General features: G+C 47.0%; 24 protein-coding genes and 1 tRNA gene. 14 read left to right on the forward strand and 11 right to left on the reverse strand.

What is annotated here, in order from left to right:
- The first annotated feature begins 16 nt into the window (after positions 1-16).
- Both iolE and PGR29_RS22410 read left to right on the forward strand, forming a co-directional pair.
- Complete coding sequence (iolE, locus tag PGR29_RS22405; protein ID WP_087858358.1) at positions 17-916, forward strand: myo-inosose-2 dehydratase; 900 nt, start codon at positions 17-19, stop codon at positions 914-916.
- A gap of 153 nt (positions 917-1,069) precedes the next feature.
- On the forward strand, positions 1,070-2,566 hold the full coding sequence (locus PGR29_RS22410; RefSeq protein WP_015368530.1) for a sugar porter family MFS transporter: 1,497 nt from the start codon (positions 1,070-1,072) through the stop codon (positions 2,564-2,566).
- 100 nt (positions 2,567-2,666) lie between these two features.
- Here PGR29_RS22410 and PGR29_RS22415 read toward each other — a convergent pair whose 3' ends face one another.
- The 8 genes from PGR29_RS22415 to PGR29_RS22450 all read right to left on the reverse strand — a co-directional run bounded on the left by PGR29_RS22415 (position 2,667) and on the right by PGR29_RS22450 (position 11,013).
- The gene (locus PGR29_RS22415; protein WP_316425332.1) at positions 2,667-3,977 is read right to left on the reverse strand and encodes an ABC transporter substrate-binding protein; all 1,311 of its coding nucleotides are present in this window, start codon (positions 3,975-3,977) and stop codon (positions 2,667-2,669) included.
- Positions 3,970-5,043, reverse strand: a complete 1,074-nt coding sequence (locus PGR29_RS22420; RefSeq protein ID WP_316425333.1) for an ABC transporter ATP-binding protein — start codon at positions 5,041-5,043, stop codon at positions 3,970-3,972. Before PGR29_RS22420 ends, PGR29_RS22415 begins: the two co-directional genes overlap by 8 nt.
- Before the next feature lie 5 nt (positions 5,044-5,048).
- Positions 5,049-5,873 carry a phosphodiesterase gene (locus tag PGR29_RS22425; RefSeq protein ID WP_316425334.1) on the reverse strand — a complete coding sequence of 275 codons (825 nt, stop codon included), beginning with the start codon at positions 5,871-5,873 and terminating at the stop codon, positions 5,049-5,051.
- A gap of 10 nt (positions 5,874-5,883) precedes the next feature.
- Positions 5,884-6,771 (reverse strand): carbohydrate ABC transporter permease, encoded by an 888-nt coding sequence (locus PGR29_RS22430; RefSeq protein ID WP_087858361.1) that lies wholly within the window; start codon positions 6,769-6,771, stop codon positions 5,884-5,886.
- Entirely contained in the window at positions 6,761-7,633 is an 873-nt protein-coding gene (locus PGR29_RS22435) for a carbohydrate ABC transporter permease (protein ID WP_113374809.1), read from the reverse strand. Before PGR29_RS22435 ends, PGR29_RS22430 begins: the two co-directional genes overlap by 11 nt.
- A 142-nt stretch (positions 7,634-7,775) precedes the next feature.
- Positions 7,776-8,795 (reverse strand): NADPH-dependent aldehyde reductase Ahr, encoded by a 1,020-nt coding sequence (gene ahr / locus PGR29_RS22440; RefSeq protein WP_032709732.1) that lies wholly within the window; start codon positions 8,793-8,795, stop codon positions 7,776-7,778.
- A 113-nt stretch (positions 8,796-8,908) separates the two neighbouring features.
- On the reverse strand, positions 8,909-10,378 hold the full coding sequence (locus PGR29_RS22445; RefSeq protein WP_047053131.1) for a SulP family inorganic anion transporter: 1,470 nt from the start codon (positions 10,376-10,378) through the stop codon (positions 8,909-8,911).
- On the reverse strand, positions 10,375-11,013 hold the full coding sequence (locus tag PGR29_RS22450) for a carbonic anhydrase (protein WP_313768270.1): 639 nt from the start codon (positions 11,011-11,013) through the stop codon (positions 10,375-10,377). The genes PGR29_RS22445 and PGR29_RS22450 overlap by 4 nt, the downstream gene beginning before the upstream one ends.
- A gap of 573 nt (positions 11,014-11,586) precedes the next feature.
- Here PGR29_RS22450 and PGR29_RS22455 point away from each other — a divergent pair.
- The 12 genes from PGR29_RS22455 to PGR29_RS22510 all read left to right on the forward strand — a co-directional run bounded on the left by PGR29_RS22455 (position 11,587) and on the right by PGR29_RS22510 (position 22,390).
- Positions 11,587-11,671 (forward strand) — tRNA-Leu (locus tag PGR29_RS22455).
- A 189-nt stretch (positions 11,672-11,860) separates the two neighbouring features.
- Positions 11,861-13,111, forward strand: a complete 1,251-nt coding sequence (locus PGR29_RS22460) for a tyrosine-type recombinase/integrase (protein ID WP_316425337.1) — start codon at positions 11,861-11,863, stop codon at positions 13,109-13,111.
- A gap of 87 nt (positions 13,112-13,198) precedes the next feature.
- The gene (locus PGR29_RS22465; RefSeq protein ID WP_059236049.1) at positions 13,199-14,338 is read left to right on the forward strand and encodes a DNA cytosine methyltransferase; all 1,140 of its coding nucleotides are present in this window, start codon (positions 13,199-13,201) and stop codon (positions 14,336-14,338) included.
- Positions 14,274-15,350, forward strand: coding sequence for a hypothetical protein (locus PGR29_RS22470; protein ID WP_032301165.1), 1,077 nt, complete (start codon positions 14,274-14,276; stop codon positions 15,348-15,350). Before PGR29_RS22465 ends, PGR29_RS22470 begins: the two co-directional genes overlap by 65 nt.
- Positions 15,351-15,491: 141 nt before the next feature.
- Positions 15,492-16,301 carry a DUF6387 family protein gene (locus PGR29_RS22475; protein WP_316425338.1) on the forward strand — a complete coding sequence of 270 codons (810 nt, stop codon included), beginning with the start codon at positions 15,492-15,494 and terminating at the stop codon, positions 16,299-16,301.
- Between the two features lie 165 nt (positions 16,302-16,466).
- Complete coding sequence (locus PGR29_RS22480) at positions 16,467-16,673, forward strand: helix-turn-helix transcriptional regulator (RefSeq protein ID WP_316425339.1); 207 nt, start codon at positions 16,467-16,469, stop codon at positions 16,671-16,673.
- Positions 16,674-16,693: 20 nt separating this feature from the next.
- Positions 16,694-17,008 (forward strand): hypothetical protein, encoded by a 315-nt coding sequence (locus PGR29_RS22485; RefSeq protein WP_001019188.1) that lies wholly within the window; start codon positions 16,694-16,696, stop codon positions 17,006-17,008.
- A gap of 286 nt (positions 17,009-17,294) precedes the next feature.
- Positions 17,295-18,563: a tyrosine-type recombinase/integrase gene (locus PGR29_RS22490; protein WP_316425340.1), complete on the forward strand. Its 1,269-nt coding sequence runs from the start codon at positions 17,295-17,297 to the stop codon at positions 18,561-18,563.
- The gene (locus PGR29_RS22495; RefSeq protein ID WP_316425341.1) at positions 18,514-19,839 is read left to right on the forward strand and encodes a tyrosine-type recombinase/integrase; all 1,326 of its coding nucleotides are present in this window, start codon (positions 18,514-18,516) and stop codon (positions 19,837-19,839) included. The genes PGR29_RS22490 and PGR29_RS22495 overlap by 50 nt, the downstream gene beginning before the upstream one ends.
- A gap of 15 nt (positions 19,840-19,854) precedes the next feature.
- On the forward strand, positions 19,855-21,459 hold the full coding sequence (locus tag PGR29_RS22500) for a hypothetical protein (RefSeq protein WP_316425342.1): 1,605 nt from the start codon (positions 19,855-19,857) through the stop codon (positions 21,457-21,459).
- A 9-nt stretch (positions 21,460-21,468) separates the two neighbouring features.
- The gene (locus PGR29_RS22505; protein WP_000101361.1) at positions 21,469-21,867 is read left to right on the forward strand and encodes a hypothetical protein; all 399 of its coding nucleotides are present in this window, start codon (positions 21,469-21,471) and stop codon (positions 21,865-21,867) included.
- 94 nt (positions 21,868-21,961) lie between these two features.
- Positions 21,962-22,390 carry a hypothetical protein gene (locus PGR29_RS22510; protein ID WP_316425343.1) on the forward strand — a complete coding sequence of 143 codons (429 nt, stop codon included), beginning with the start codon at positions 21,962-21,964 and terminating at the stop codon, positions 22,388-22,390.
- 36 nt (positions 22,391-22,426) lie between these two features.
- Here PGR29_RS22510 and PGR29_RS22515 read toward each other — a convergent pair whose 3' ends face one another.
- The 3 genes from PGR29_RS22515 to PGR29_RS22525 are packed head-to-tail and all read right to left on the reverse strand — an operon-like array spanning position 22,427 to position 23,414.
- Entirely contained in the window at positions 22,427-22,693 is a 267-nt protein-coding gene (locus tag PGR29_RS22515) for a cell wall-binding protein (RefSeq protein WP_316425344.1), read from the reverse strand.
- A 20-nt stretch (positions 22,694-22,713) separates the two neighbouring features.
- Positions 22,714-23,100: a hypothetical protein gene (locus tag PGR29_RS22520; protein WP_045378575.1), complete on the reverse strand. Its 387-nt coding sequence runs from the start codon at positions 23,098-23,100 to the stop codon at positions 22,714-22,716.
- Positions 23,101-23,141: 41 nt separating this feature from the next.
- Positions 23,142-23,414, reverse strand: a complete 273-nt coding sequence (locus PGR29_RS22525; protein ID WP_000787429.1) for a hypothetical protein — start codon at positions 23,412-23,414, stop codon at positions 23,142-23,144.
- Between the last annotated feature and the right edge of the window lie 44 nt (positions 23,415-23,458).

Here is a 23,458-nt window from a genome sequence, read left to right on the forward strand (position 1 = left end):
CGGCAGGAGCATCAAAATGAACAAAGACAATGTCAAACTGGCTATCGCCCCTATCGGTTGGACTAACGACGATATGCCTGAGCTGGGAAGCGAAAACACCTTCCAGCAAACGGTCAGCGAAATGGCGCTGGCCGGGTTTACCGGCAGCGAAGTCGGCAGCAAATATCCGCGCGATCCGGCGGTGCTGAAGCCGATGCTGGATATTCGCGGCATGCAAATTTGCAACGCCTGGTTCAGCACCTTCTTCGCGAATGGCCAAAAAGAAAAAACCATCGATGAATTCGTTAATCACATGAATTTTCTCCATGCGATGGGCGCGAAGGTGATTGGCTGCTCTGAGCAAAGCGGCAGTATCCAGGGGCTCGATAAACCGATTCTCGGCGATGCGAAGCCGTGCTTTAGCGATGAAGAGTGGCAGCGGGTAGCCGAAGGTTATAACGCGCTTGGCAAGCTGGCGGCAGAAAAGGGGATGCAGGTTTGCCTGCATCACCATATGGGCACCGGCATTCAGACTACCGCGGAGATCGACAAGTTTATGTCGCTGGTGGATGAACGCGTCTTCCTGCTCTACGACACCGGTCACGCCTGGTATTCGGAAGGCGGCGAGGCGCCGATGCTGGCAATCCTGAAAAAATATCTGCCGCGCATTAACCACGTGCATCTGAAAGACGTCCGCCCCGCGGTGATCGAGCAGGTGCGTCGCGAAGGGCTCTCATTCCTCGACGGCGTCAAGAAAGGCACCTTTACCGTACCGGGAGATGGCGAAATAGATTTCCGTCCGGTCTTCCAGTTGCTGGATGACTACGGCTACAAGGGCTGGATGGTGGTGGAAGCCGAACAAGACCCCGCGCTGGCGAACCCCTTCGAATACGCCGTAAAGGCGCGTAAATACATCCGCGAAACGGCAGGAATCTGATCGTTGATGCATTTCGGGCCACACAGCTGCGTGGCCCGCTTTTTCTAAACCTCAAGAGAACCACACGAGAACGACACGTCCGTGAGGCAGGAGGCCTCTGTATTCAGACAAGAGCATATCTTCCCCCTACAAGGTAGGTTACTGGAGTCTTCTATGTCACAGGAACAATATCTCACACTCAATAAAGCGTCGGGGCCGAATAGCGACGCCCCGGCAACGCCGTTTGTTAAGATCGTCGCGTTGATTGCGACCTTAGGCGGTTTACTCTTTGGCTACGACACCGGGGTGATTTCCGGCGCCCTACTGTTTATGGGTAAGGAGCTGCATCTCACGCCGTTTACCACCGGGCTGGTGACCAGCTCGCTGCTGTTCGGCGCCGCATTCGGCGCACTGCTTTCTGGCCATCTGGCCAGCGCCGCAGGCAGAAAGAAAATCATCCTCTGGCTGGCGGTGATCTTCGCTATCGGCGCGGTGGGAACCGCCCTCGCGCCGGACGTCAACTGGATGATTTTCTTCCGCCTGGTTCTCGGCGTAGCGGTTGGCGGCGCGGCGGCAACGGTGCCGGTTTACATTGCTGAGATGGCGCCCGCCAACAAACGCGGGCAACTGGTCACGCTGCAGGAGCTGATGATCGTCTCAGGCCAACTGCTGGCCTATATTTCTAACGCCACCTTCCATGAGCTTTGGGGCGGTGAAAGTACCTGGCGCTGGATGCTGGCGGTGGCGACGCTACCTGCCGTGCTGCTGTGGTTTGGCATGATGTTTATGCCGGATACCCCGCGCTGGTATGCGATGAAAGGCCGACTGGCGGAAGCGCGCCGGGTGCTGGAGCGTACGCGGCGTAAAGATGATGTCGAATGGGAGCTAATGGAGATTACGGAAACTCTCGACGAGCAGCGCAATCTTGGTAAGCCAAAAATTCGTGAAATCATGACCCCGTGGCTGTTTAAGCTGTTCATGATCGGTATCGGCGTGGCGGTTATTCAGCAGCTTACCGGCGTCAATACCATTATGTACTATGCGCCGACGGTGCTGACCTCGGTCGGTATGACCGATAACGCTGCGCTGTTCGCCACCATTGCCAACGGCGTGGTTTCGGTGCTGATGACCTTTGTCGGCATCTGGATGCTGGGGAAGATAGGCCGTCGCCCGATGACCATGATCGGCCAGTTCGGCTGTACCGCCTGCCTGGTGTTTATCGGCGCGGTGAGCTACCTGCTGCCGGAAACGGTCAATGGTCAGCCGGATGCGCTGCGCGCCTATATGGTACTGGCGGGAATGCTGCTGTTCCTGAGCTTCCAGCAGGGAGCGCTGTCACCGGTGACCTGGCTGCTGTTGTCGGAAATTTTCCCAACCCGGATGCGCGGGATGTTTATGGGCGGGGCGGTGTTCTCAATGTGGATTGCCAACTTCCTGATCTCGCTGTTCTTCCCGATGCTACTGTCGTGGGTCGGCCTCTCCGGAACCTTCTTTATTTTTGCGGCAATCGGTATCTTCGGCGCGATCTTCGTGATCAAATGCGTGCCGGAAACGCGCAACCGCAGCCTTGAGCAGATTGAGCACTATCTGCGTGAGAAGCTGGATACCAGCCCGGCGGGAAAAGCCTACGCGCGTAAATCCTGGGCTTCGTCGCAGGCGGATAAAATCTAAGGCTTCGCAAAAACTCTCCGGCGCATTCTGCGCTGGGGGCGGTTGGTCACCCGGCTTGGGCGTTTACGCCGCAAGCCGGGCGCCCCGCTACAGACCTGTGCTACTTCACTTCTCCCAGCGCGGTCTTATCAACATAAGGTTTCATTAGCGCGTCAGCTTCCTTCTGTGCCGTCTGTACCGCAGCTTCCGGCGTTACTTTGGCATCGTTGACCACCGCCGCCAGCTGGTTCTCCATCGCCTTACGCACGGCGACGGTCTCCCAGGTGGAGTACCACGGATGCGCGTATTTCAGCTGTTCAAGGGCGATCGCCGCCCGCGGATCCTGCTGCAGATATGCTTTCATCTCCGGCGTATCGTAAGAAGCCTTGCGCGGCGAGAAGTAGCCGGTAAAGCGGCTCCACGCGCCGTTCACCTGCGGGCTCACCAGATAAGTCAGGAACTGGTAGGCCGCTTTCTTCTGCGCGTCGTTGATGCCTTTAAAGCTCACCAGGCTGGCGCCGCCGATCGGCACCGCGCGCTGCTCTTTGGCTGGTAGCATGGCGACACCGAGTTCAAAATCTTTACTGTTCTCGCGCATAAAGCCCAGCGCGCCGGTGCTGAGCATCGCCATTCCGAGCTTGCCGGAGAAGAATGCGGCGCTGATCTGCTTCGAATTCAGTACCCCGGAAGGCATCACTTTGTCTTTGTAGATCAGATCCTGCCAGAAGCGTAGAGCGCCGATAGCGGTCGGCGAGTTGTAATAAACCTCACCCGGATAGTCTTCATTGAAATATTTACCGCCATTGGCGCGCACCAGCGCCGAGAAGATCCAGCCGCCGTAGTCGTCGTTGGTCGACGGCAGCATGATCCCCCACTGGCCTTTGCTCTCGTCGGTCAGCTTTTTGGCATCGGCCAGCAGCTCGGCCCAGGTCTGCGGCGGCTGGGCGATCGCAGCCCGATCGAACAGCGTCTTGTTGTAGTAGAGGATCGGCGTCGAGTTATGGAATGGGATCGCATAGGTGGTGCCCATCACCTGGGCGTTCTTATGCATCGCGGGCCAGAACTCCTTTTGCAGAAAATCGCCGGCCTTTTGATCGCCATATTTAAACAGTTCGTCCATCGGCAGGATCTCACCCTTCAGCGCCAGATCGGTGGTGAAATTAGCGGACATGATCACCAGCGCCGGCGGTTGTCCGGCCTTCTGTGCGGATTCGGCTTTGATCTTGGTGGTGTCATAGTTGCCGGTGAAGATGCCGCGTACTTCGACATCCTGCTGCGAGTCGTTGAACGCTTTAATAACGCGGGTCATCTCCATCGTCAGCTTGCCGTCTACCGGGGCCGGAAACATAAAGTCTATTTTCTCTTTCGCCAGCGCCGCGCCGCTCAGAGCGAGGCTGAGCCCAACCGTCAGGGCGGTGAGGGGTTTAAACATGATTACACTCCATCAGTAAATTATGCTGGGTCTCAGCATGAAAAAGATGCACATCGGCAGGCGAGAAGCCGAGGATCAGCGATTCGCCTTTTTCCGGCACTGCGCCGCGGTGGCGACGGCTGAAGCGCAGGGTGCCGATCGGGGTGCTGACGTGGAGCAGATAATCGGCTCCCATCAGTTCTCGTTGCAGGACGGTGCCCGGCAGGCGCAGATGGCCTTGCTCCACGCGGTCGGTAATATGTTCCGGGCGAATGCCAAGCCAGACGCGGGTCTGGCTGCGGTGGCGCGACGGTAGCGGATGGCGGAGTTCGCCAAGCTGAACGTTACCGTCAACGCAGGGGAGCGATAGCAGATTCATTGCCGGCGAACCGATAAATCCAGCCACGAACAGATTGGCCGGGTTGGCATACAGATATTCTGGCCGCCCCACCTGCTGCACGTGGCCGCCGTTCATCACCACGATGCGGTCGGCCATCGACATCGCCTCGGTTTGATCGTGGGTGACGTAGACGGTACTGGTTTTCAACTGCTGGTGGAGGTCCATAATGCTGTCGCGGACTTCGCTGCGCAGGCGGGCGTCGAGGTTGGACAGCGGTTCATCCATTAAGAACAGCCGCGGATTACGCACGATCGCCCGCGCCATCGCTACCCGCTGCCGTTGGCCGCCGGAGAGCTTCGCCGGTTTGCGATCGAGCAGCGCCTCCAGCTGCAGCATCTGCGTGACTTTATCTACCCGCGGCTGCCAGCCGCTTTTCTCTTCCTTGCGTACCTTCATGCCGAAGGTGATGTTGTCGCGCACCGAAAGATGTGGAAACAGAGCATAGTTCTGGAAGATCATCGCAAAATTGCGCTCGCGCGGCGTGGTGTCGGTGATGTTCTCATCATGCAACCAGATTTCGCCTTCGCTGACCTGATCCAGCCCGGCAAGCAGGCGCAGTAGGGTGCTTTTACCGCAGCCGGAGGGGCCGACCAGCACCACAAATTCGCCTTCGTGGATATCAAGCGACAGCGCGCTGAGCGCCGGTTTACCGTCGAAATGTTTACTGATGTTTTGCAGACTGAGCATGGCGGTTAGCGCTCTTCCGTTGGACAACTGATGTTTTCGTCGTACAGCCACGGCCCGGCGTAGTGGGCCAGCGAGTGCTGGTAGCTTACCCACTGCTCGCCGACCTGGCGGTGAATCAGGCACGAAGCCGGCGAGAGATCGTAATACGGCCGAGTGTCTTCGTGGCAGTACGGTACCTGATGGACGGTGCCGGGGAGGGTGGAGATCAGCGCCTGGCGATACTGGGTCATGGTCAGGCTATGGTTATGGCCGCAGAAGATGCGCGTCAGCGACGGGAAACGCTCCACTAGCGCCAGCAGACGGTGGCCGTTTTCGCAGGCAATCGGGTCCATCTGCGCGTTGCCCAGCGGCAGCGGCGGGTGGTGCATAAACACCGTTGCCGGTTTGTCGCCGCCGTCGAACAGCTGCGCTTCCAGCCAGCTAATGGTCTCATCGGTCAGCCAGCCTTTTGAAGTGCCGGCGCGGCTGGAATCGATAAACAGCAGGCGGGTAGCGAAGTCGTCAACCGCATAGCGCATATTATTGGCATCGCTACCGAGCTGCGGGCACAGCGGCTGCAGGTACTCCAGAAACAGCGCTTTATCATCGTGGTTGCCGGGGATGAGATACAGCGGATAGTTCAGGCTGCCGAGGATCTGGCGGGCGACCTGATACTCCTCCGGGCGGCCGCAGTTGACGATATCGCCGCTCACCACCACCGCATCCGGGCGTTCGCGCAGCGCGTTAAGTTGAGAAACCACATCAGCGTTGGCGGCATTGACGTCGATAAAACCGTACAGCTTTTCGCCGCGGCTGCGGAAATGGGTATCGGAAATGTGCGCTAACAGCATGAATAACTCCTTATTTGATCCCGGAGAAGCCGAAGCTTCGCAGGAACTGTTTCTGGAAAAGGATGAACGCCAGCATCAGCGGCAGGCAGACCATCAGCGTCCCGGCGCCGATGGTGCCCCACTGGCCGCCGGATTCAGCGCCCATGGCGAAAGAGACCAGCCCGACCGTCAGCACCTGCTTATCAGGATCGTTGAGCATCATCAGCGGCCACAGGTACTCGTTCCAGTGGTAGGTAATGCTGACGGTGGCGAAGGCCAGCACCGACGGCCAGGACATCGGCAGCAGTACGCGGAATAGCACCTGCCACCAGCGGCAGCCCTCCATCAGCGCTGCCTCTTCCAGCTCTTTCGGGATGGCGAGGAACGCCTGGCGCATCAGAAACACGCCGAACGCTGAGGTGAAGTAGGGCATCATCACGCCGGTCAGGGTGTTGAGCAGGCCGAAGGTTTTCAGGGTCAGCATATTCGGCACCATCATCACCACCGGCATGATCATCAGCTGGACGAGAAACAGCAGAAATAGCGTTTTCTTGCCGCGAAATTCGTGGCAGGCGAAGACGTAGCCGGCGGTGGTGATGGTGAGTAGCTGCACGAAGAAAGTGCCGAAGGTAAAAATAAGGGTGTTGGCGTACAGGCTCAGCCAGTCGGCGCTGTCCCAGGCGTCGCGGAAGTTATCGAGAGTCAGTGGCAGGCGCGGCAGCAATGAGGCCATATCTTCGCCGAAGGTGGTGGCGCTGAACGAGGTCGCCAGCATCCAGATAAACGGGCTCACCCATAGCAGTGCCAGGCAGCACATGATGACCGTCAGGGTAAAGGGCTGCGAGCGACGCAGGCGCAACCACAGCGGACGCGCAGCGGCGGGCGTGCGGACCATCAGCGGTGAGATTTCAGCGCTCATAGTGGGCTCCTTTTTCCAGCAATTTCAGGTTAATCAGCGAGAAGGCAAACAACCCGGCCAGCGTCAGGAAGGTGGCGGCGGAGGCTTTGCCGAGGTCGTGGGTATCCCACGCGAGATTCTGGATGTAATAGAGCAGCACGGTCGTGGCGTTATCCGGCCCGCCGCGCGTCATCACCGCGACGTGATCAATCTGGGTAATGGAGTAAATCAGCGCGGTGGTGATTACAAAGCTCAGCGTCGGGCGCAGCAGCGGCAGCGTCACTTTAAAAAATACCTGGGTGCGGGTGGCCCCTTCCATCAGCGCCGCTTCCCGCGTCGAGGCCGGAATGCTCTGCAATCCGGCGAGGAAAAACAGCATGTAATAACCGGCGAACTTCCATACGCCAATCAGCGCCAGCGCCAGCAGCGCGCTGTTGCTGCGCCCCAGCCAGTTGTTGTTCAGCGGGCCAAATAGCTTCGCCAGATAGTGATCGAGCAGGCCGAGGCCGGGCATAAAGATAAACAGCCACAGCGCGGCGGCGCTAACCATCGGGATAATCATCGGGAAGAAAAAGGCGGTGCGCAGCCAGCGGTTGACTCGGTGATTCTCGCTCAGCGCCACCGCCAGCAGCAGAGCGAGCGTCACGCCGGGCACCACCGTCAGCAGGATATAGAGCAGGTTATTGACCAGCGATTGCCAGAACACGCCGTCGGCAAACAGGCGGGTGAAGTTATCCAGCCCGACGTACTGTGCGCCGTCGCTGGCCATGCGGGTATCAAACAGGCTGTCATAGACCGAACGGCCAAGCGGAAACCAGGTAAACAGCAGTAAAAACAATAGAGAAGGCGACAGTATCAGCCAGGGGAGCCAGCGCTTATTCATGGTGACGGGCGTCTCGTTCAGGCGTTTATGGAAGCCCGGATTGTGGGAAGCGATGACTACAGAGGAATGGCGGGGAGATGACGGTTTGATGAAGCAAGGAGAAAAGCGCCGGGCGAACGGGACGCCCGGCGATAAATACCAATCAGAAGTCGGCTTTTAATACCGCGCGATAGCGGGCTTTGCCTTCGCGCACGTGCTTCAGGGCTTCGTTAATTTGCGACATCGGGAACAGTTCGGTGGTTGGCGCCACTTTGCTACGCCCGGCGAATTTCATCAGCTTGCGCAGTTCGGACGGATTACCGGTCGCCGAGCCGGAGATGCTGCGGTCGCCGCCGATCAGAGTAAAGGCCGGAACCGGGAAAGGTTTCATCACCGCGCCGACGGTGTGGAAGTTGCCGCCGTAGGCCAGCGCCTGGAAGTACGGCTGCCAGTCGAGATCCACCGCCACGGTGTTGATGATCAGATCGAACTGACCGGCCAGCGCGGTTAACGCCTGCGGATCGCGGCTGTTCACTACGCGATCGGCGCCCATTGCCAGCACTTCCTGCTCTTTAGCCGGGTTAGAACTGAAAGCGGTCACTTCCGCCCCCATCGCCCGCAGCAGTTTAATGGCGATATGGCCGAGGCCGCCGATACCAATCACGCCGACGCGGCTGGTGGCGGTCACGTGGTGGGTCAGCAGCGGTTTGAAGACGGTGATGCCGCCGCACAGCATCGGGCCGGCGGAAGCCAGATCGATGCTCTCCGGCAGCGGGATCACCCATTGCCAGTCGGCGCGCAGCTTATCGGCGAAGCCGCCGCGGTTCATGATGGTCGGCACAGAGCCTTCCAGGCAGTTGATCTGATTGCCGCTGATACAGGCGTCGCAGTGGCCGCAGCTGCGCGCCGTCCAGCCGATACCAACCTTCTGACCAATCTTCAGCCCTTTATCCTGCGCCGCGCTGCCCAGCGCCGCCACCCGGCCAATCACCTCGTGACCGGCGACCAGCGGGTAGCTCGACATGCCCCATTCGTTGTCGATCATCGACAGGTCCGAATGACAAATCCCGCAGTACTCCACTTCGACTTCGACATCTTCCGGCAACAGTTCGCCGGCATCGTACTCCCACAGCGACAGATCGGCGCCCGCTTCTTTGGCGGCGTAACTTTTAATGATGCTCATGTTTGTTTCCTTGGGGTTGGCGTAGTAACGAAGAAAGTGTAGAGCATGGCAACAGGCGTCGCTTGGCATTAGGAGGGGTGGATAAGCGGGCGGACCAGCCGCCCGGGAGACGGTCAGCGGCTGGCAAGCGGCCACTGATTGAGGCGGATGCCGCGCTGCGGCGCGCTCTCGGCAAAATCATCCAGCACCGCCTGCACATCTGGGTCAAGATAGCCGACGTTATCGTGCTCGACGATCACCACGCTCTTTTCCGGAATTTTCGCCAGCAGCGCCAGCAGATGTGGATTGTGTAAAAAGGTCAGGTTCTGCTGGATGCGCAGCACGTAGTGGTCGTCGTAGCGCGCCAGCTGCAGTGAATGGCGATGGCTACGCCAGATGCTGAACGCCACCTGGGTGGCGAGACCAATGCCGATCCCCGCCAGCATGCCGAAGCCGATAATCCCGCCAATGGTGGCAAGGAAGGGGACGTACTGTGCGGCGCCCTGGCGGAACTGTTCAATGAACAGCCGCGGCGTCGCCAGCTTATAGCCGGTGTACAGCAGCACGGCAGCGAGGCTGGCGAGTGGGATTAACGTCAGCAGGCCGCTAAACCACAGTCCGCAGATCAGTAGCAGCACGCCGTGGATAAAGATCGACAGTTTGCTCTGTGCGCCGTTGCTGACGTTGACCGAGCTGCGGACGATAACCGCGGTGATCGGCATCGCCCCGAGTATGCCGGAGAGCAGGTTGCCGACGCCCTGGGCGACCATTTCGCGGTTCGGCGAAGGCGGCGGATTTTGCGGACGCAGTTTTTTCAGCGCCTCCTGGCTGAGCAAGGTTTCGAGGCTGGCGACCAGCGCGAGGGTCAACGCCACTACCCACACCGACGGATTACGCCATGCGCTCCACGCAGGAGATTCCAGCTCGCCCAGCAGATCGCCGAGGCTACCGAACTCCGGCAGGGTAATGCGCGGCAGAGCGGCAAGCTGCTGCGGCGCGGCCTGGGTCATTAATACGGTGGTGGCACAACCGAGTAGGACAGCGATCAGCGGGCCGGGGATCCAGCGCAGGCTCTTCACCCGGCGGATAAGCGGCGAACCCCACAGCCATAGCACCAGCAGGCCGCCCAGGGCGACGGCGATAGCACTGAGGGAGAAGGTGGCGTTACCCTGCACGATATCGGCGAGCCCGGTCTCTTCTGCGCTGCCAAGCGCGACGGGGATCTGTTGCATAATCAGCAGGATGCCGATCGCCGCCAGCATACCTTTGATGACGCTGGCGGGAACCAGCGAGATAAAACGCCCGGCCCGCAGAATGCCGAACAGCAGCTGCAGGACGCCGGCCAGCACCAGCGCCATCAGGAAGACGGAGAAGGAACCCAGGGATTCAATGGCGGCGACGACGATGGTGACCAGTCCGGCGGCGGGGCCGCTGACGGCGAAGCGGGAAGGGCTGAGGGCGGTGACGACCAGGCCGCCGATGATTCCGGTTAGCAGACCGACAAAGGGCGGTAAGCCGCTGGCCTGGGCGATGCCGAGGCACAGCGGCAGGGCGACAAGGAAGACGACAATGCCTGCGAGAGAGTCCTGACGAAGAGTATTCATGGGGCATGCTCCTGAGGTGAGAGGTGTTCGACGAGAGTGGTCAGATGGCCGGATGCCAGATCGTAGACGCAGCCGTGCAGGCTGAGCGGCCGTCCGCTGGCGAGCAGCGTCTGTACGGGGTCACAGTCAAGCAGGCGGCTGAACTGGGCGCGAACGTTGGCCTCCACCAGGGCGTTGAGCGCTTCGGCCGCGTCGGTGTCAGTGTCAGTGGGTGTCAGATTAGCGATATCACCCTGCAGGGTATCGCGCAGCGAGCCGATGCGGCGGGCCAGCGCCGAGGACTCGTGGGCCAGCGGCATCTCCGGCAACGAGAGCGCCGCCTGTACGCCGCCGCAGCCGTAGTGGCCGCAGAGCACCACCCGTTCGACCTCGAGATAGTGGAGGGCATATTGCAGTACGCTCATAAAGTTGTCGTCGGCAGGGTCAATCATGTTAGCGATATTGCGGTGGACGAAGAGTTCGCCGGGATGGCTGCCGGTGAGCACTTCGGCGGGAACGCGGCTATCGGAGCAGCCAATCCATAGCGAGTGTGGCCGCTGCCCGGCTACCAGTTTTTCAAAATATTCCGGGTCATGCTGGCACTTCTGCAGCGCCCAGCTGCGGTTACGCGCCAGTAAAGGTTTTAAGGTAGTCACAGTCTTTCTCCTGATTAAATTCACCGAGTGAAGATGTCCATCGAGACTCGTACAGCGACTAGTAAAAATAGTATTTACCGGAACTTTCACGCCTGAGGAAATTCCTGGAATAAAGAGCGAAAACAAAACTTTTCATTAATGTAAAGTTATAAAAATATTGACGTAATTAATAAATCCTTAAGTATTGAGGTAATAAGAAAAAGTGATGGGGTAGTTTTTTATGGAATATATAAATCAATTACATTAATTATTCTGGAATCTTATATTGGGTGCCCGAGGAAGCGTAAATGCTTATGGTTGGCGGCGATAAAACGTTGACGCGATGAGAGTGTAATGTGAGATGGATTTGAGAAAAATTGGCGCGGAATTGGCGATGTGTCGGTAGTTGGGGCAGGGAAGTGAAGGCCAGGGAGCCGGTTTGCTACGCATTGATGGCTGAAAAATGTGACGCCACACCGCTCGTTTATGGGATTACGCTGTTTTTTTCAACACTTAGCACGACTGATGCATGCTGTCGCTTGCATGGCGGCTATCGACAGGTATAATCCAAAACGTTTTCCGTATCCCTTCAGTGCCGAAGTGGCGAAATCGGTAGACGCAGTTGATTCAAAATCAACCGTAGAAATACGTGCCGGTTCGAGTCCGGCCTTCGGCACCATACAAAGCTTTTTTCAAGTCTACTAACGTCTACTTTATTCCATAAAAACAGCGAGTTAAGAAGGTTTCTGGCTTTCCTTAGTCTGTCCACGTCTACTCAATTCCTTGAACATATACCAACTGATGATGGTATAACTGTTGGTATTCCCGGTTCGATAGATTTTGATACCAACACTGGAGGTATCAACTGATGGCTCTCACCGATATCAAAGTTAGAACTACCAAGCCCTCCGACAAACCTTTCAAACTCACTGATGGGCAGGGGATGCACTTGCTGATCAACCCCAATGGCTCAAAATACTGGCGACTTCAATATCGTTTCGACGGTAAACAGAAAGTTTTAGCATTGGGTGTCTACCCAATGGTCTCTCTTGGTGAAGCTCGCAGGAAACGAGATGAGGCCAAAAAGTTAGTATCTGATGGTATCGACCCTTCCGAGAAGAAAAAAGCAGACAAGATCGAGCAGAGCGAAGCTCTGACATTCGAGTCTGTCGCAAGGGACTGGCATACTGCCTGTAAAAGGAAATGGTCTGATTCCCACAGCGAGAGAGTTCTAAAAAGCATGGAAGATGGTCTCTTTACTGCTATTGGTAGAAGAAAAATATCCGAACTTAATACCAGAGATCTTCTTGCCCCTATCAAGGCTGTTGAAGCTTCCGGGCGATTGGAAGTTGCTGCCCGATTACAGCAAAGAACAACGGCAGTAATGAGATATGCTGTCCAGAATGGGCTGATAGATTACAACCCTGCTCAGGAGATGGCAGGAGCTATTGCGGTAGCTAAAAGAGTCCACAGGCCAGCTTTACCATTCGAACGATTCTCAGAACTTTTAGAACGAACTGATAGTTTCAAGGGTAGAAAACTCACGAAGTTAGCCGTGAAACTCACATTGCTCATTTTCATTCGGTCAAGTGAACTCAGGTTTGCTCGTTGGTCAGAGATAGATTTCGACAATGCCATGTGGACTATCCCTGGGGAACGTGAGCCATTGCCAGGGGTCAAACATTCTCATCGAGGCTCAAAAATGAAGACCCCACACCTCGTGCCGTTAAGTTGTCAGGCTTTAGAACTCCTCAAAGCTATCAGAGAAATCAGCGGTGAATGTGAACTTGTGTTCATTGGTGATCATGATTTTAGAAAGCCTATGAGTGAAAACACGGTAAACAAGGCTTTAAGGTCTATGGGCTACGACACTACTGTTGAAGTATGTGGACATGGTTTTCGTGCGATGGCATGTAGTGCGTTGATCGAATCGGGAAAATGGTCAAGGGATGCTGTTGAACGGCAGATGAGCCACCAAGAGCGAAACTCCGTTCGTGCTGCCTACATTCATAAAGCAGAACACCTTGATGAAAGAAGGCTTATGTTGCAGTGGTGGGCTGATTACCTTAATGCCTTGAAAGATAGGTTTATCAGTCCCTTTGATTTTACAACAAAGTAGCTTGATCAACGATTAACTATCCACTGGCATAGCCGTGTGATATGATTACAATGGCTATATTTTTAATTTAAATTTAATAGGTAAAAAATGTCCACAATTAACCCCGCAATTTTTTCTTTTTTCTCTGGTTCAGGATTTCTTGATCTTGGATTTGAAAAAAATGGTTATGAAGTGGTTTTCGTGAATGAATACCATGCTCCGTTTATGGATGCATATAAACATTCGAGGAAAAAATTAAATATAGCACCACCTCGTTTTGGGTATGCAGAGTGCAGTATTGAAGATGTAGAACATGAAAAAATTAAGTCTTCTATGCTTCAACTTAAAAATGAGGGGCGATTGACTGGATTTATTGGTGGTCCACCATGCCCGGATTTCTCTGTAGCGGGTAAAAATAAAGGTCGAGATGGTGAAAACGGTCGGCTTTCACAAAGCTATATTGATATCATTCTTGAAATGAAACCAGATTTCTTTCTTTTTGAGAATGTTAAAGGTCTATACCGTACCAGTAAACATAGGGAGTTTTTTGACCATTTAAAAACTCAATTAGAATCGGTTGGTTATTGTTTGCATGAAAAACTAATAAATTCTATTGAGTATGGTGCTCCTCAAGATAGGCAACGAATCATATTGATTGGTTTCCTTGATGAAAAATATGCAAGTCAGTTCAATTGGGGGCAAAGAGTCTACCCTGAAAGAACTGCATTTGAATATAATTGGCCGACGACAAACCAATTTTCAGAAAACACTTCTGTTATAAAACCAAAGGGTATCCCAGAAGAGTTAACAGTAGAGCATTGGTTCAAGAAAAACCAGGTTGATAATCATCCAAATGCAAAGCATGTATTCGCGGCAAGAGCAGGGCTTGCGAGGTTTTTGACTGTCGAAGAAGGGGACGATAGTAAAAAATCCTATAAAAGGTTGCATAGATGGAGATTTTCACCAACTGCTGCTTATGGTAATAATGAGGTACATTTACATCCTTATAAACCAAGAAGAATTACTGTTGCCGAAGCATTAGCAATTCAGTCTTTACCAAAAGAATTTGAATTACCTGCTTATATGACTCTGTCTAATATGTTTAAAACAGTCGGTAACGGTGTACCCTACTTAGCAGCGGCCGGTATTGCCAAATCTATTATAGAGCATTTAGGAATCGAATATGAGAGTAACTGCGGCGAACTTAGCACAGGCGATTGCCAATCTACCAAGAAACACGCAGTTTAATTATGTAAATGTGCGAAATTCGGGAAGAATCATTGTAACGAATGTCCAACTTCCCGAAGGCCCAATAGAATTTAAAAGATTCGATCCAAAAAAGGGCGAGACACTACATAGTTCTAAATCGGAAAGCATCTCCACACAAATGTTGTGGAGATTGGCTAATGCTTTACAGGAAGATGTCCCTGTCAATTTGGATCGTATTTTTGGTGCAAGCTATAATACACGTGCTGTTCTCGAAAGCCTTTTGGCCCATACTCCTGAGTTTTATTGGTGTAAGCTTGATCGCCTTGAGGTAATGAACACTCAGAAAAACATTAAAAAAGGTCACAAGCACCTTATTTATAGACCAAATGACCCACATGAAAATGGTGTAGCAATAGAACATATTACTAATGTTATAATTTCTGAGATGAATTTAGATGTTGTCCATCAATCAGTTGATATAGAGACAATCTTACCTACTAAAGGAATGACGATTGAGGAAAAAAGACGTCATGCACAAATTCAAATCTCATTAGTAAAAATAGGTCATTACTTAGGTTATCGAACATGGGTTGCAGCAAATGATCGAGGCCTCCAATATAATGGAAAATCTATAGCCCAAATGGATGGGGTCATAGATAATTTAAGAAATGAACAAGTGCTTCAATCATATGATAAAGCTATCAAGGAAGCTCGGCTTATAGATTGCATTTGGTTTCGAAATGGAAAATTAATGCCTGCAGTTATGGAGATTGAACATAGCACTGGTATTAAAAGTGGTTTGGTAAGAATGAAACAATTTTATGATTATGCACCACAGTTAAAGAATATACGTTGGACCGTTGTGGCACCTGACGAATATAGAAATAAAGTTATAGAGTTTTCTAATATGCCACAGTTTAAAGAATTAGATACTCGATTCTTCCCCTATTCTGCTGTAGAGGAACTCTACTCATTATGTGCAAGAAGGAATCCTCAAGGAATTACAGACGATTTCCTCGATGCATTCATGGAAAAGTGTGTGACACATTAGTACTCTATAATCAGTTACCGGAGCAAATTACTTTGCTCTGGTTGGTTAACTGAAAATTAGTATTAAAATATGAAGGTGTTTATTTTATAAATAAATATCAAATTTAATGTTATTTTCAATGATTATTTCTAAGAGCGGTTTATGAGAGCAATTAGCCCCTTTGAGGAATTGAAGAACTGGTTTGATCTTGATAACTACGAACCGATAAAATCGTTTACAATCAAGGAACTGCATAGAGAAATTGTCTTTAGAGAAGTGATTTTTGATAGTATAAATTTTGAATGGGAAGATGAAAATCAAAATTTGAAGTCAATCCTTGACGGTAATCCTATTTTAAGTAGACAAGAAAATTATCATGATCCCTATGTTAAGGGACAAAAACATGTTGTACAGATAAGTTTCGGTGATATAGAAAAATTAGAGAAAAAACTAATAATGTTTGATATGGATTTCTTTGAACAGAATGGTGATTTCAAGAAAGAATTAAAAAATAAACCCATAACACAAACCATGAGAGACTTTTTTCTCAACAAAAATAGCAGCAAGATGTATGTATCATTTGATTTGGGATTATCTAGTGATGAAGAAATTATATCAGCCCTGCAAACTATGCTTCCAAATCTAAGGAAAGAATACGAGATTGATCCAGTAAAAACAGAAAAGATAGGGCTCGCAAAAATAAGAAAACTTATCGATTACAACATTATTCCTATGATGGACCTACTAATTTGGTCAAAATTCAAAAAAGCAAAAATCTCAAATATGGTCTTGTCTCGTGTGTTGTATCCTGATTTCACTCACGAGATTAGAGGCGAAGATCACATTAAAGATACAGATAGGCCCGTTGCTGAGAAGGCTTTAAATGGAGAGATAACTCGTAGTTTGGAGTACTTTCTTAGTAAAAACAGTCATCTCATCAACATACCGATTTCAGAACTCGGATCTCTCTAGTTATAAATCATCATGCAATTGTCAAGGGGATGGTGAAAATATTTTTCTTCCCCTAAATTTCTCTCCATTCTTCCCTCATCTAAATTTTCAGTTATCAGCACTCCCTTCATAGATACAAATCTGTGTGGCTAATATCTCCTTAACGGAAGCGGAGGAGACAGCCAAATGAATACAACCAATCAAAGCTTAATTCGTTTACCAGAAGTCTTGAAACGAACTGGTTTCGGCAAGGCCTGGATCTATCGTCTGATCAGTGAAAGTCGGTTTCCGGCACCCGTTAAGATCGGAGTTCGTGCCGTTGCTTTTATCGAGAGTGAAGTTGACGAGTGGATTCAATCAGTTATCGAAACAAGTCGAAATAATGTTGCTTAGTTAATTTGGGGAGACATGTTATGAATATCGAAGAATTTGTGAGTGAAGATAACCATATGTGTAATCTGGGTCAGGAACTTTTTTGTGAAATTTTCGAACCCGGAGCGATTTACGATTTACCTGATAATGAGTTTAACAGAAAGATTGTTTACTGGTTAAGCCAGTATTTAGTGGGGAATCTAAGAGAACCGTTAGATTCGATCTCTGAGCTTAATATTTTCGAACAGTTTTATGTTTACGAGACATGGTTCTCACTAATCAAATGCCCTGATGAAATTAGAAATTTATCGAAACGGATAATTCGATATCAGATTGGGTTGAAAACCATTCTTTGAATGAATCAATATTTAGTACTATTTTGTAAATTGCATTGTTGAAATGATAGTGCTATTTACTTTTTAATTTACAAAACACCTTTAATTCCTTTTAAAATAATGGGTTAACTATTTCAAGTGAAAAGAAAGGATTATAATATCCCTCTAGAGGGATATTATAAATTTTCGACCGGGATGCGTCATTGTAAAAGGGAATAATGTTAAATTCAGGAAAATATATTTGTAAATTGCTTATGTTATATGCTTTATTTATTTTCACTGACGATTAAATGTAAATAGAGGTGATATGACTTTGAAATATAGAATAAAAAGATTGAAGAATAAGGATGGTATCAGAAGTTGCATTATTATTAATGAGAGCAACGGATTACCCTTGGTTTATCCTAACTTATATATGAGTGTTGTTTCACGAACAAATAGCTATTCATTTTCAACAATGGAAGCAATAGCAAATGCTTTGCTTTTATTTGAAAGATATAATGATGACATGAATGTGGTTTTTTTTGAAATGGTAAATCATGATATCGAAAAACTTGTCTCGAACAAAGGATATTTATTCGGGTTAATGAATGCCCTCACTTACAGAAACGACTTAGAGAATGTTACAAGCATTCTTAAAGAACAACATGTCTCTAAAAGAACCCTTTATTTCAAGATAATGACAATTGAAAATTACGTCAAATGGTTTTTTGATAACATTGCTATCAATAATATTGATTCTTCTCGTTATGAAACAATCAGTCGAGCATTTGATTTTATAAAGCCAAGAATAGAAAACGGAAAGAATTACAATATTGAAAGTGAAAGCAAATCATTGACAAATGAACAAGTTACAACTTTGACTGATATGGTAAGTGTTAAATCTAAGATTAATCCATTTTCGGAGCATGTAAGGTTCCGAAATAATCTAATAATTGAAATGTTGTTAGAGACAGGTATTAGGGGAGGGGAACTACTTAATATTAAGTTGGTTGATTTTGACTATGTCCACAAAAGTCTATGCATAGTAAGAAGGCCAGATGATCAAAACGAACCACGATTAAGGCAACCATTGGTTAAAACTTTAGAAAGAAAAATACCATTGAGTATAGAATTGACTGAGTTAATACAGAATTATATTAGTGATTTCAGAAGTAAGCAGTGTCATGCAGGGGAGCATGACTATCTGCTTGTTACTCATAGCAGTAAAGGTCAATTAGGTTATGCATTGACTATTTCAGGTTATCAGAAAATTTTCGAACAAATTAGGAAAAATAGTAATGTATTGAGCGATATTGTGGGGCATTCGCTAAGACATACTTGGAATGTGAAATTCTCAGAAATGATGCTCATGAATTCGAACTCTCAGGATTATATTACTTATGAGAAAGTAAGAAATTATCTTATGGGGTGGAAAAAGAATAGTACAACCTCAGATATCTATAACCAAGCATTTATAGCACAAGAAAGCCGAAAAATAATGGCTGTTATTAACCCACTCAAAAACATAGTAGAGGACAAATCCAATGTTTCAAACGCTAAGAAAGCTACAAGAAAGTCAATATTCGGTTTTTGAAACCAAAGATGGTAATTTCAAAGTGAACTTTTCTTATTCCAAGTGGAAGATAAGTGAAAGTATAACATTGAACATTGATTCTTTAAGAGTAGTCATCAGTGCATATATACCTATCAAAACCACTTTGGCATATTTCGCTATAAATTATAGTGCCAGTTATACTAAGAAAATGTTTTATGCAGTAAAGCATTACATTAAGGCCTGTAATACGAATGATAGCTTGTTTTCTAAAGATTGTATAAAGTATTACTATAAAGTTGTGAGCTCATTAGATTACACACATGCAGAGACAGTAAAATATTTTTTTATGAAGATGAGTGGTCTTTACCCATCCTTATTTTCGGAAGAAGCAATCCTATTTTTAGGAAATATTAAAGTTAAAAAAACAAATGCAAACAAGTCTATAAAAACACATGATTATAAAAAAGGTCCCTTTAGTGACTCGCAATTAAATGTAATTATAGATTCTGTAGCGATAGCTTATAAGGAAGAAAAGGTAAGTCTGTCAAACTATCTGCTAACTTTCCTTGTTGCATATTCCGGGCGGCGACCTATGCAAATATCTCAACTTGAAGCTGGTGATCTCTTGGCTTTTAATGGAGAGTACTTTCTCAATATCCCAAGAATTAAACAACGAAATGGATATAGAAAAGAGTTTAGAAAATTACAAATTCCAGAAGAGCTTTTCGGCCAATTGACATATCTCGTTGAAGCTGTGAATTCGCTGGTCAGTGACACATTAAAAATCGATTTAAGTGAAAAACAAAAGAGAAAACTACCAATTTTTATAAACACATATCCATTCAAAAAAGGATGTGTTGAGCTAAACATGATTGAAAGTGGTGGATTAAAACTTAACCCCTATGCCATAACACTAAAAATAAGGAACACTATAAATCGTTCAATAAATGAATATCAAGCCTATATGGGGTGTATAAATTCGCGCAGATTTAGATATTCATTAGGCACCAAGGTTGCACAATTGGGTTATGGTCCTTCACTGATAGCAAATGTTTTGGACCATTCTTCAATCAATTCTGTTATGAGTTATATAGAAAATACAGCGGAAAATGGCAAGAGGATTAATGAAGCTGTAAACGAACTAATGAAGCCACTGGCTAACAAATTTATTGAGGGAAAAGAGCTTCAGAAAGAGTTAGATTCTTTGAAGCATTTGATAGAAGAATACTGCGGTGGATATAAAACTAACTCTTTTGATAATACATCTATATCGTTAGTAACTAATTCTATCGACGATATAATCAATAGCATTTAAAACAAGGATAAAGTGATGAAAGAAATCCATGATAAAATGATCAATAACTTCATTATCGCTAATAAGGCTCATGCGAAAAAATTTGGAAATTTTGAGTGGGATAATTCAAGTTGGGGAGGCGGAATTACATTTTTTAGCGGAATCAAGGTTAGAATGGGGAACAAGAATAAGAAATTAATGAATTATAACATTGCAGAGTTCGCAAAAGCATATGTATGGCATGAGTGCTTTCATGATTTATCTGTAGCTTTCAGAGTGCTGAGATTATTTAGGATATTAGAAATTGCCATGGTTAAAACAAATAAAGAAGTTAAGGTTTCAAGTATAGATCATAAAGTATTAGATGAAGTTATGACTATTGTTAAAGAAAATTTCGCAATATCCACTTCTTATAAAATATATTTAGATCTTAGGGTATTATGTTCTTTTATGTCTAAGAACGAAATGTTGCCAGAATCCATTACACGATGGTCATATCCATTTAAGGCATATGATGCCTACACAAATAGCACAATGGATTCGATGGGAAATTTATCCAAGCAGAAAAAACTTCCTGATGAAAAGGCTATAGATTTTATTGGTAAAATATTTAGTTCTAATCCAGTTAATGAAAGGGACATATTTACATCTTCTATTTTTGCATTGCTCTTATGTGCTCCATCTCGAATTAGTGAAATTATGCTTTTGGAAGAGGACTGTGAAGTTATAGTTGAAGATAGTAATGGCATATCAAGATATGGTTTGCGATTTCTTTCTCTGAAGGGCTTTGGATACAATACCAAATGGATTCCAGACTGTATGGTTCCTGTAGCTTCAAAGGCTATCATGCGATTGAAAAAACTTACAAGGAATGCAAGGGTTGTTTCACGGTTGATAAAAGCAGGGGAAATTAATTTATACGAGTCATTAAACAGAAGTGCATTTGATTGTTTAACAATTGAAGATCTCCACAAACTTGGCTTTGTTATAAATCAATCAAATATCTCCCAAGAAAATCTAAAATTCTTGTCTAAGATAAAACATGGCACAGTCAGTGTAAAAGCATTTTGGATTTATATAAAGCGAAAGAATGTTAATTCTGAAAATATTAATGATAATTTATGCTCCATAAATCATAATTTATTGGACTCTATCAAGGGTGCTGATATTTTCACAACAATTAAGGCATCTTCAAAGTATTTTAGAGCGGATTTTCGCACTGATAATATGAATAACATATTTCATAGGAATATACATTTTAACTGTGATGATCCTATTTTAATTTTCCGCAGCCATCAAATTAGACATTTACTTAATACTATAGCTCAACGAAGCGTATTGTCAGAGATACAAATTGCCCAATGGTCTGGGAGAAGGAGTGTTAAGCAGAATTCAGTATATGATCATATGTCTCACGACGAGTTATCAGAACTATCAAGGAAACTATTGAACAGAAACACCTACGAAGAAACAAAAATTTCAGAATCTTCATTTAATGAACAATCGATTATTATGAATTTGATTAAAGATAAATTTGAAAAACTAGAATTAAAAATACAAAATTCAGATCCAAGAAAAAGAAAATATATTCTGGAAAAAATTAAAGATTTAAGAATGGAAATTGAATGCATATTAATGTGAGGAGATTATATGGCAAGAAAGTTTTATGATAAAGAAATAAAAGCTATTGTTAAACTTATTGAAACCTGGAGTAAGCCTGATTTCACTTGGGATTCTTTATGCGTGGCTTGCAAAAAAATTTTAGGTAAAGTACCTACACGGCAAGCATTAAGCCAGCATAGTGAGATTGTCGTTGCGTATAGGACCAGAAAAAGATCTGGTATGGTTAAACGTCAAAATGCGAAGTTACCCGGTAGCCTGAGCCTTGCGGCGAAAAGAATAGAACGACTTGAAAATGATAATTCGGCACTAAAATATGAAAATAATAATTTACTGCTTATGATTCAAAGAATGCACGAAAATGCTTACAGGCATAATATATTGGCTTCTATTCTTGAAGAAGAATTTCCACAGAGAGCAAGGAAATAATATTTTGATAGGTTTTACCTATTGACAGGTGATGTTAATATGGTATTTATATATATAGTCAGGAAGACAAAACTAACTTGCAAGGATGCAATTTATGGACAAACAAAACAACTTTGCAGTGGAGACACTGGAAGAACAGCTTATTATTATTGTTGATAAATATATCTCAAAAAGGTACCAGCCAGGCGATAAAAGTTTCTCATACCAGCTATACCTGCTTTTTGTTGGCTATCATTTAAAGTATTTCTACCCAAGACAGCTATACACTCGCTCTAATCGTAACATAGACAACATTATGACGATGTTCAGTTCTGTATACAAATGCCTTACAAGTACTTTGTTGCAGCGATTGAACAATAAGGGGGCTGTTATCAGAGAGCTAAACTCTCTCGTGAACTATATTGACAACAATCAAGAAAAAGCAGAAGGAATTTATACGGTTGTAAGAACACAGTATGAAGTGAAGGTTATCGAGAAAGAGTTAACCCATGAAGTAGTCAGAGTAAGAAATGTTAGATTATAAAAGCTCCCTACGGGAGCTTCATTTCAGTAATCAATTTTAATTCCCTACAAACTGCCAGCCGTCATCTGTTTTTAGGAGTTTAATGGATGCTGCTTGCTTGAGATTACCATCAATTACCGTTACTACATTACACTTATAACTTTTATCAGATTCTTTTGTGCAATCAACTTTTTTCACTGATGTAAGATGGCTTTCCGTCCATTTACTTAAAGCTGTATAAATATCTTTTTCTGAGGGTTCACTGTTACATGCGGTTAGAAGAAACGCTGTAAGAATAACGGTAAGGATTGAGTATGTTTTCATTTTTATTTTTCCAGGAATAGTCAGTTAAGAACGCCCGTTTTGGTGTTGTTATTGTCAGTGGAGAACGTCCATTTGCTGACAATTTCGCCTTTGAAATCTATTTCAAGAGTTTTAGACTGAGTCTGCGAACCGCCAGTAAACAGCCCTACAACTGGAATGAAAGTTGTTGCATTGAACTGATTGTTATACATAAAGTATCTCCACTGCTCATTTCCGTCATCGAGTGTGGTTCTTGTATCAGGCTCACCTAATTTAGTGAGTAATTCCGTCTTAGTTGTTTTGTTTTTAATGATCTTTGATTGGAGGCTTTGAGGTGTTTCGTTTTTAAGGTTCTGGTTCCCTGATGTTGAACAGCCAGAAAGCAGGAAGACAATAATAAAAAAAGATGACTTTATAAATCGGTTCATTTACTTTCTCATTTTAGGTTTGCGGTTGTGTGAAATTAATTTCACCGTATAAAAACAACTCTGTCTGCATACGTTTTTTTAATTTTATAGATAAGAATAATGATGCTTACGAAAAACGTAATGACTGATACAAGAGTGCTGCCAGTCCACGAAAATGCTAACCACGCGAGACCAAATGCAACGAATTGAAACAGGAATGCCACACTGAGCGGGCTTTCACCGTAAGCGATCTTTGCATGGCAGCCTTTACAAATCCGCACACCGTGAGGACTTTGTGTAAAGCAGAACGGGCACTTTATTGTTTCGTTTTTCATAGCAACCCCAGGGTGGAAGATTTACTGCGTGTTTGTAGGGATTC

The organism is Klebsiella sp. 141203, from assembly GCF_032601985.1.
Classification (GTDB): domain Bacteria; phylum Pseudomonadota; class Gammaproteobacteria; order Enterobacterales; family Enterobacteriaceae; genus Klebsiella; species Klebsiella aerogenes.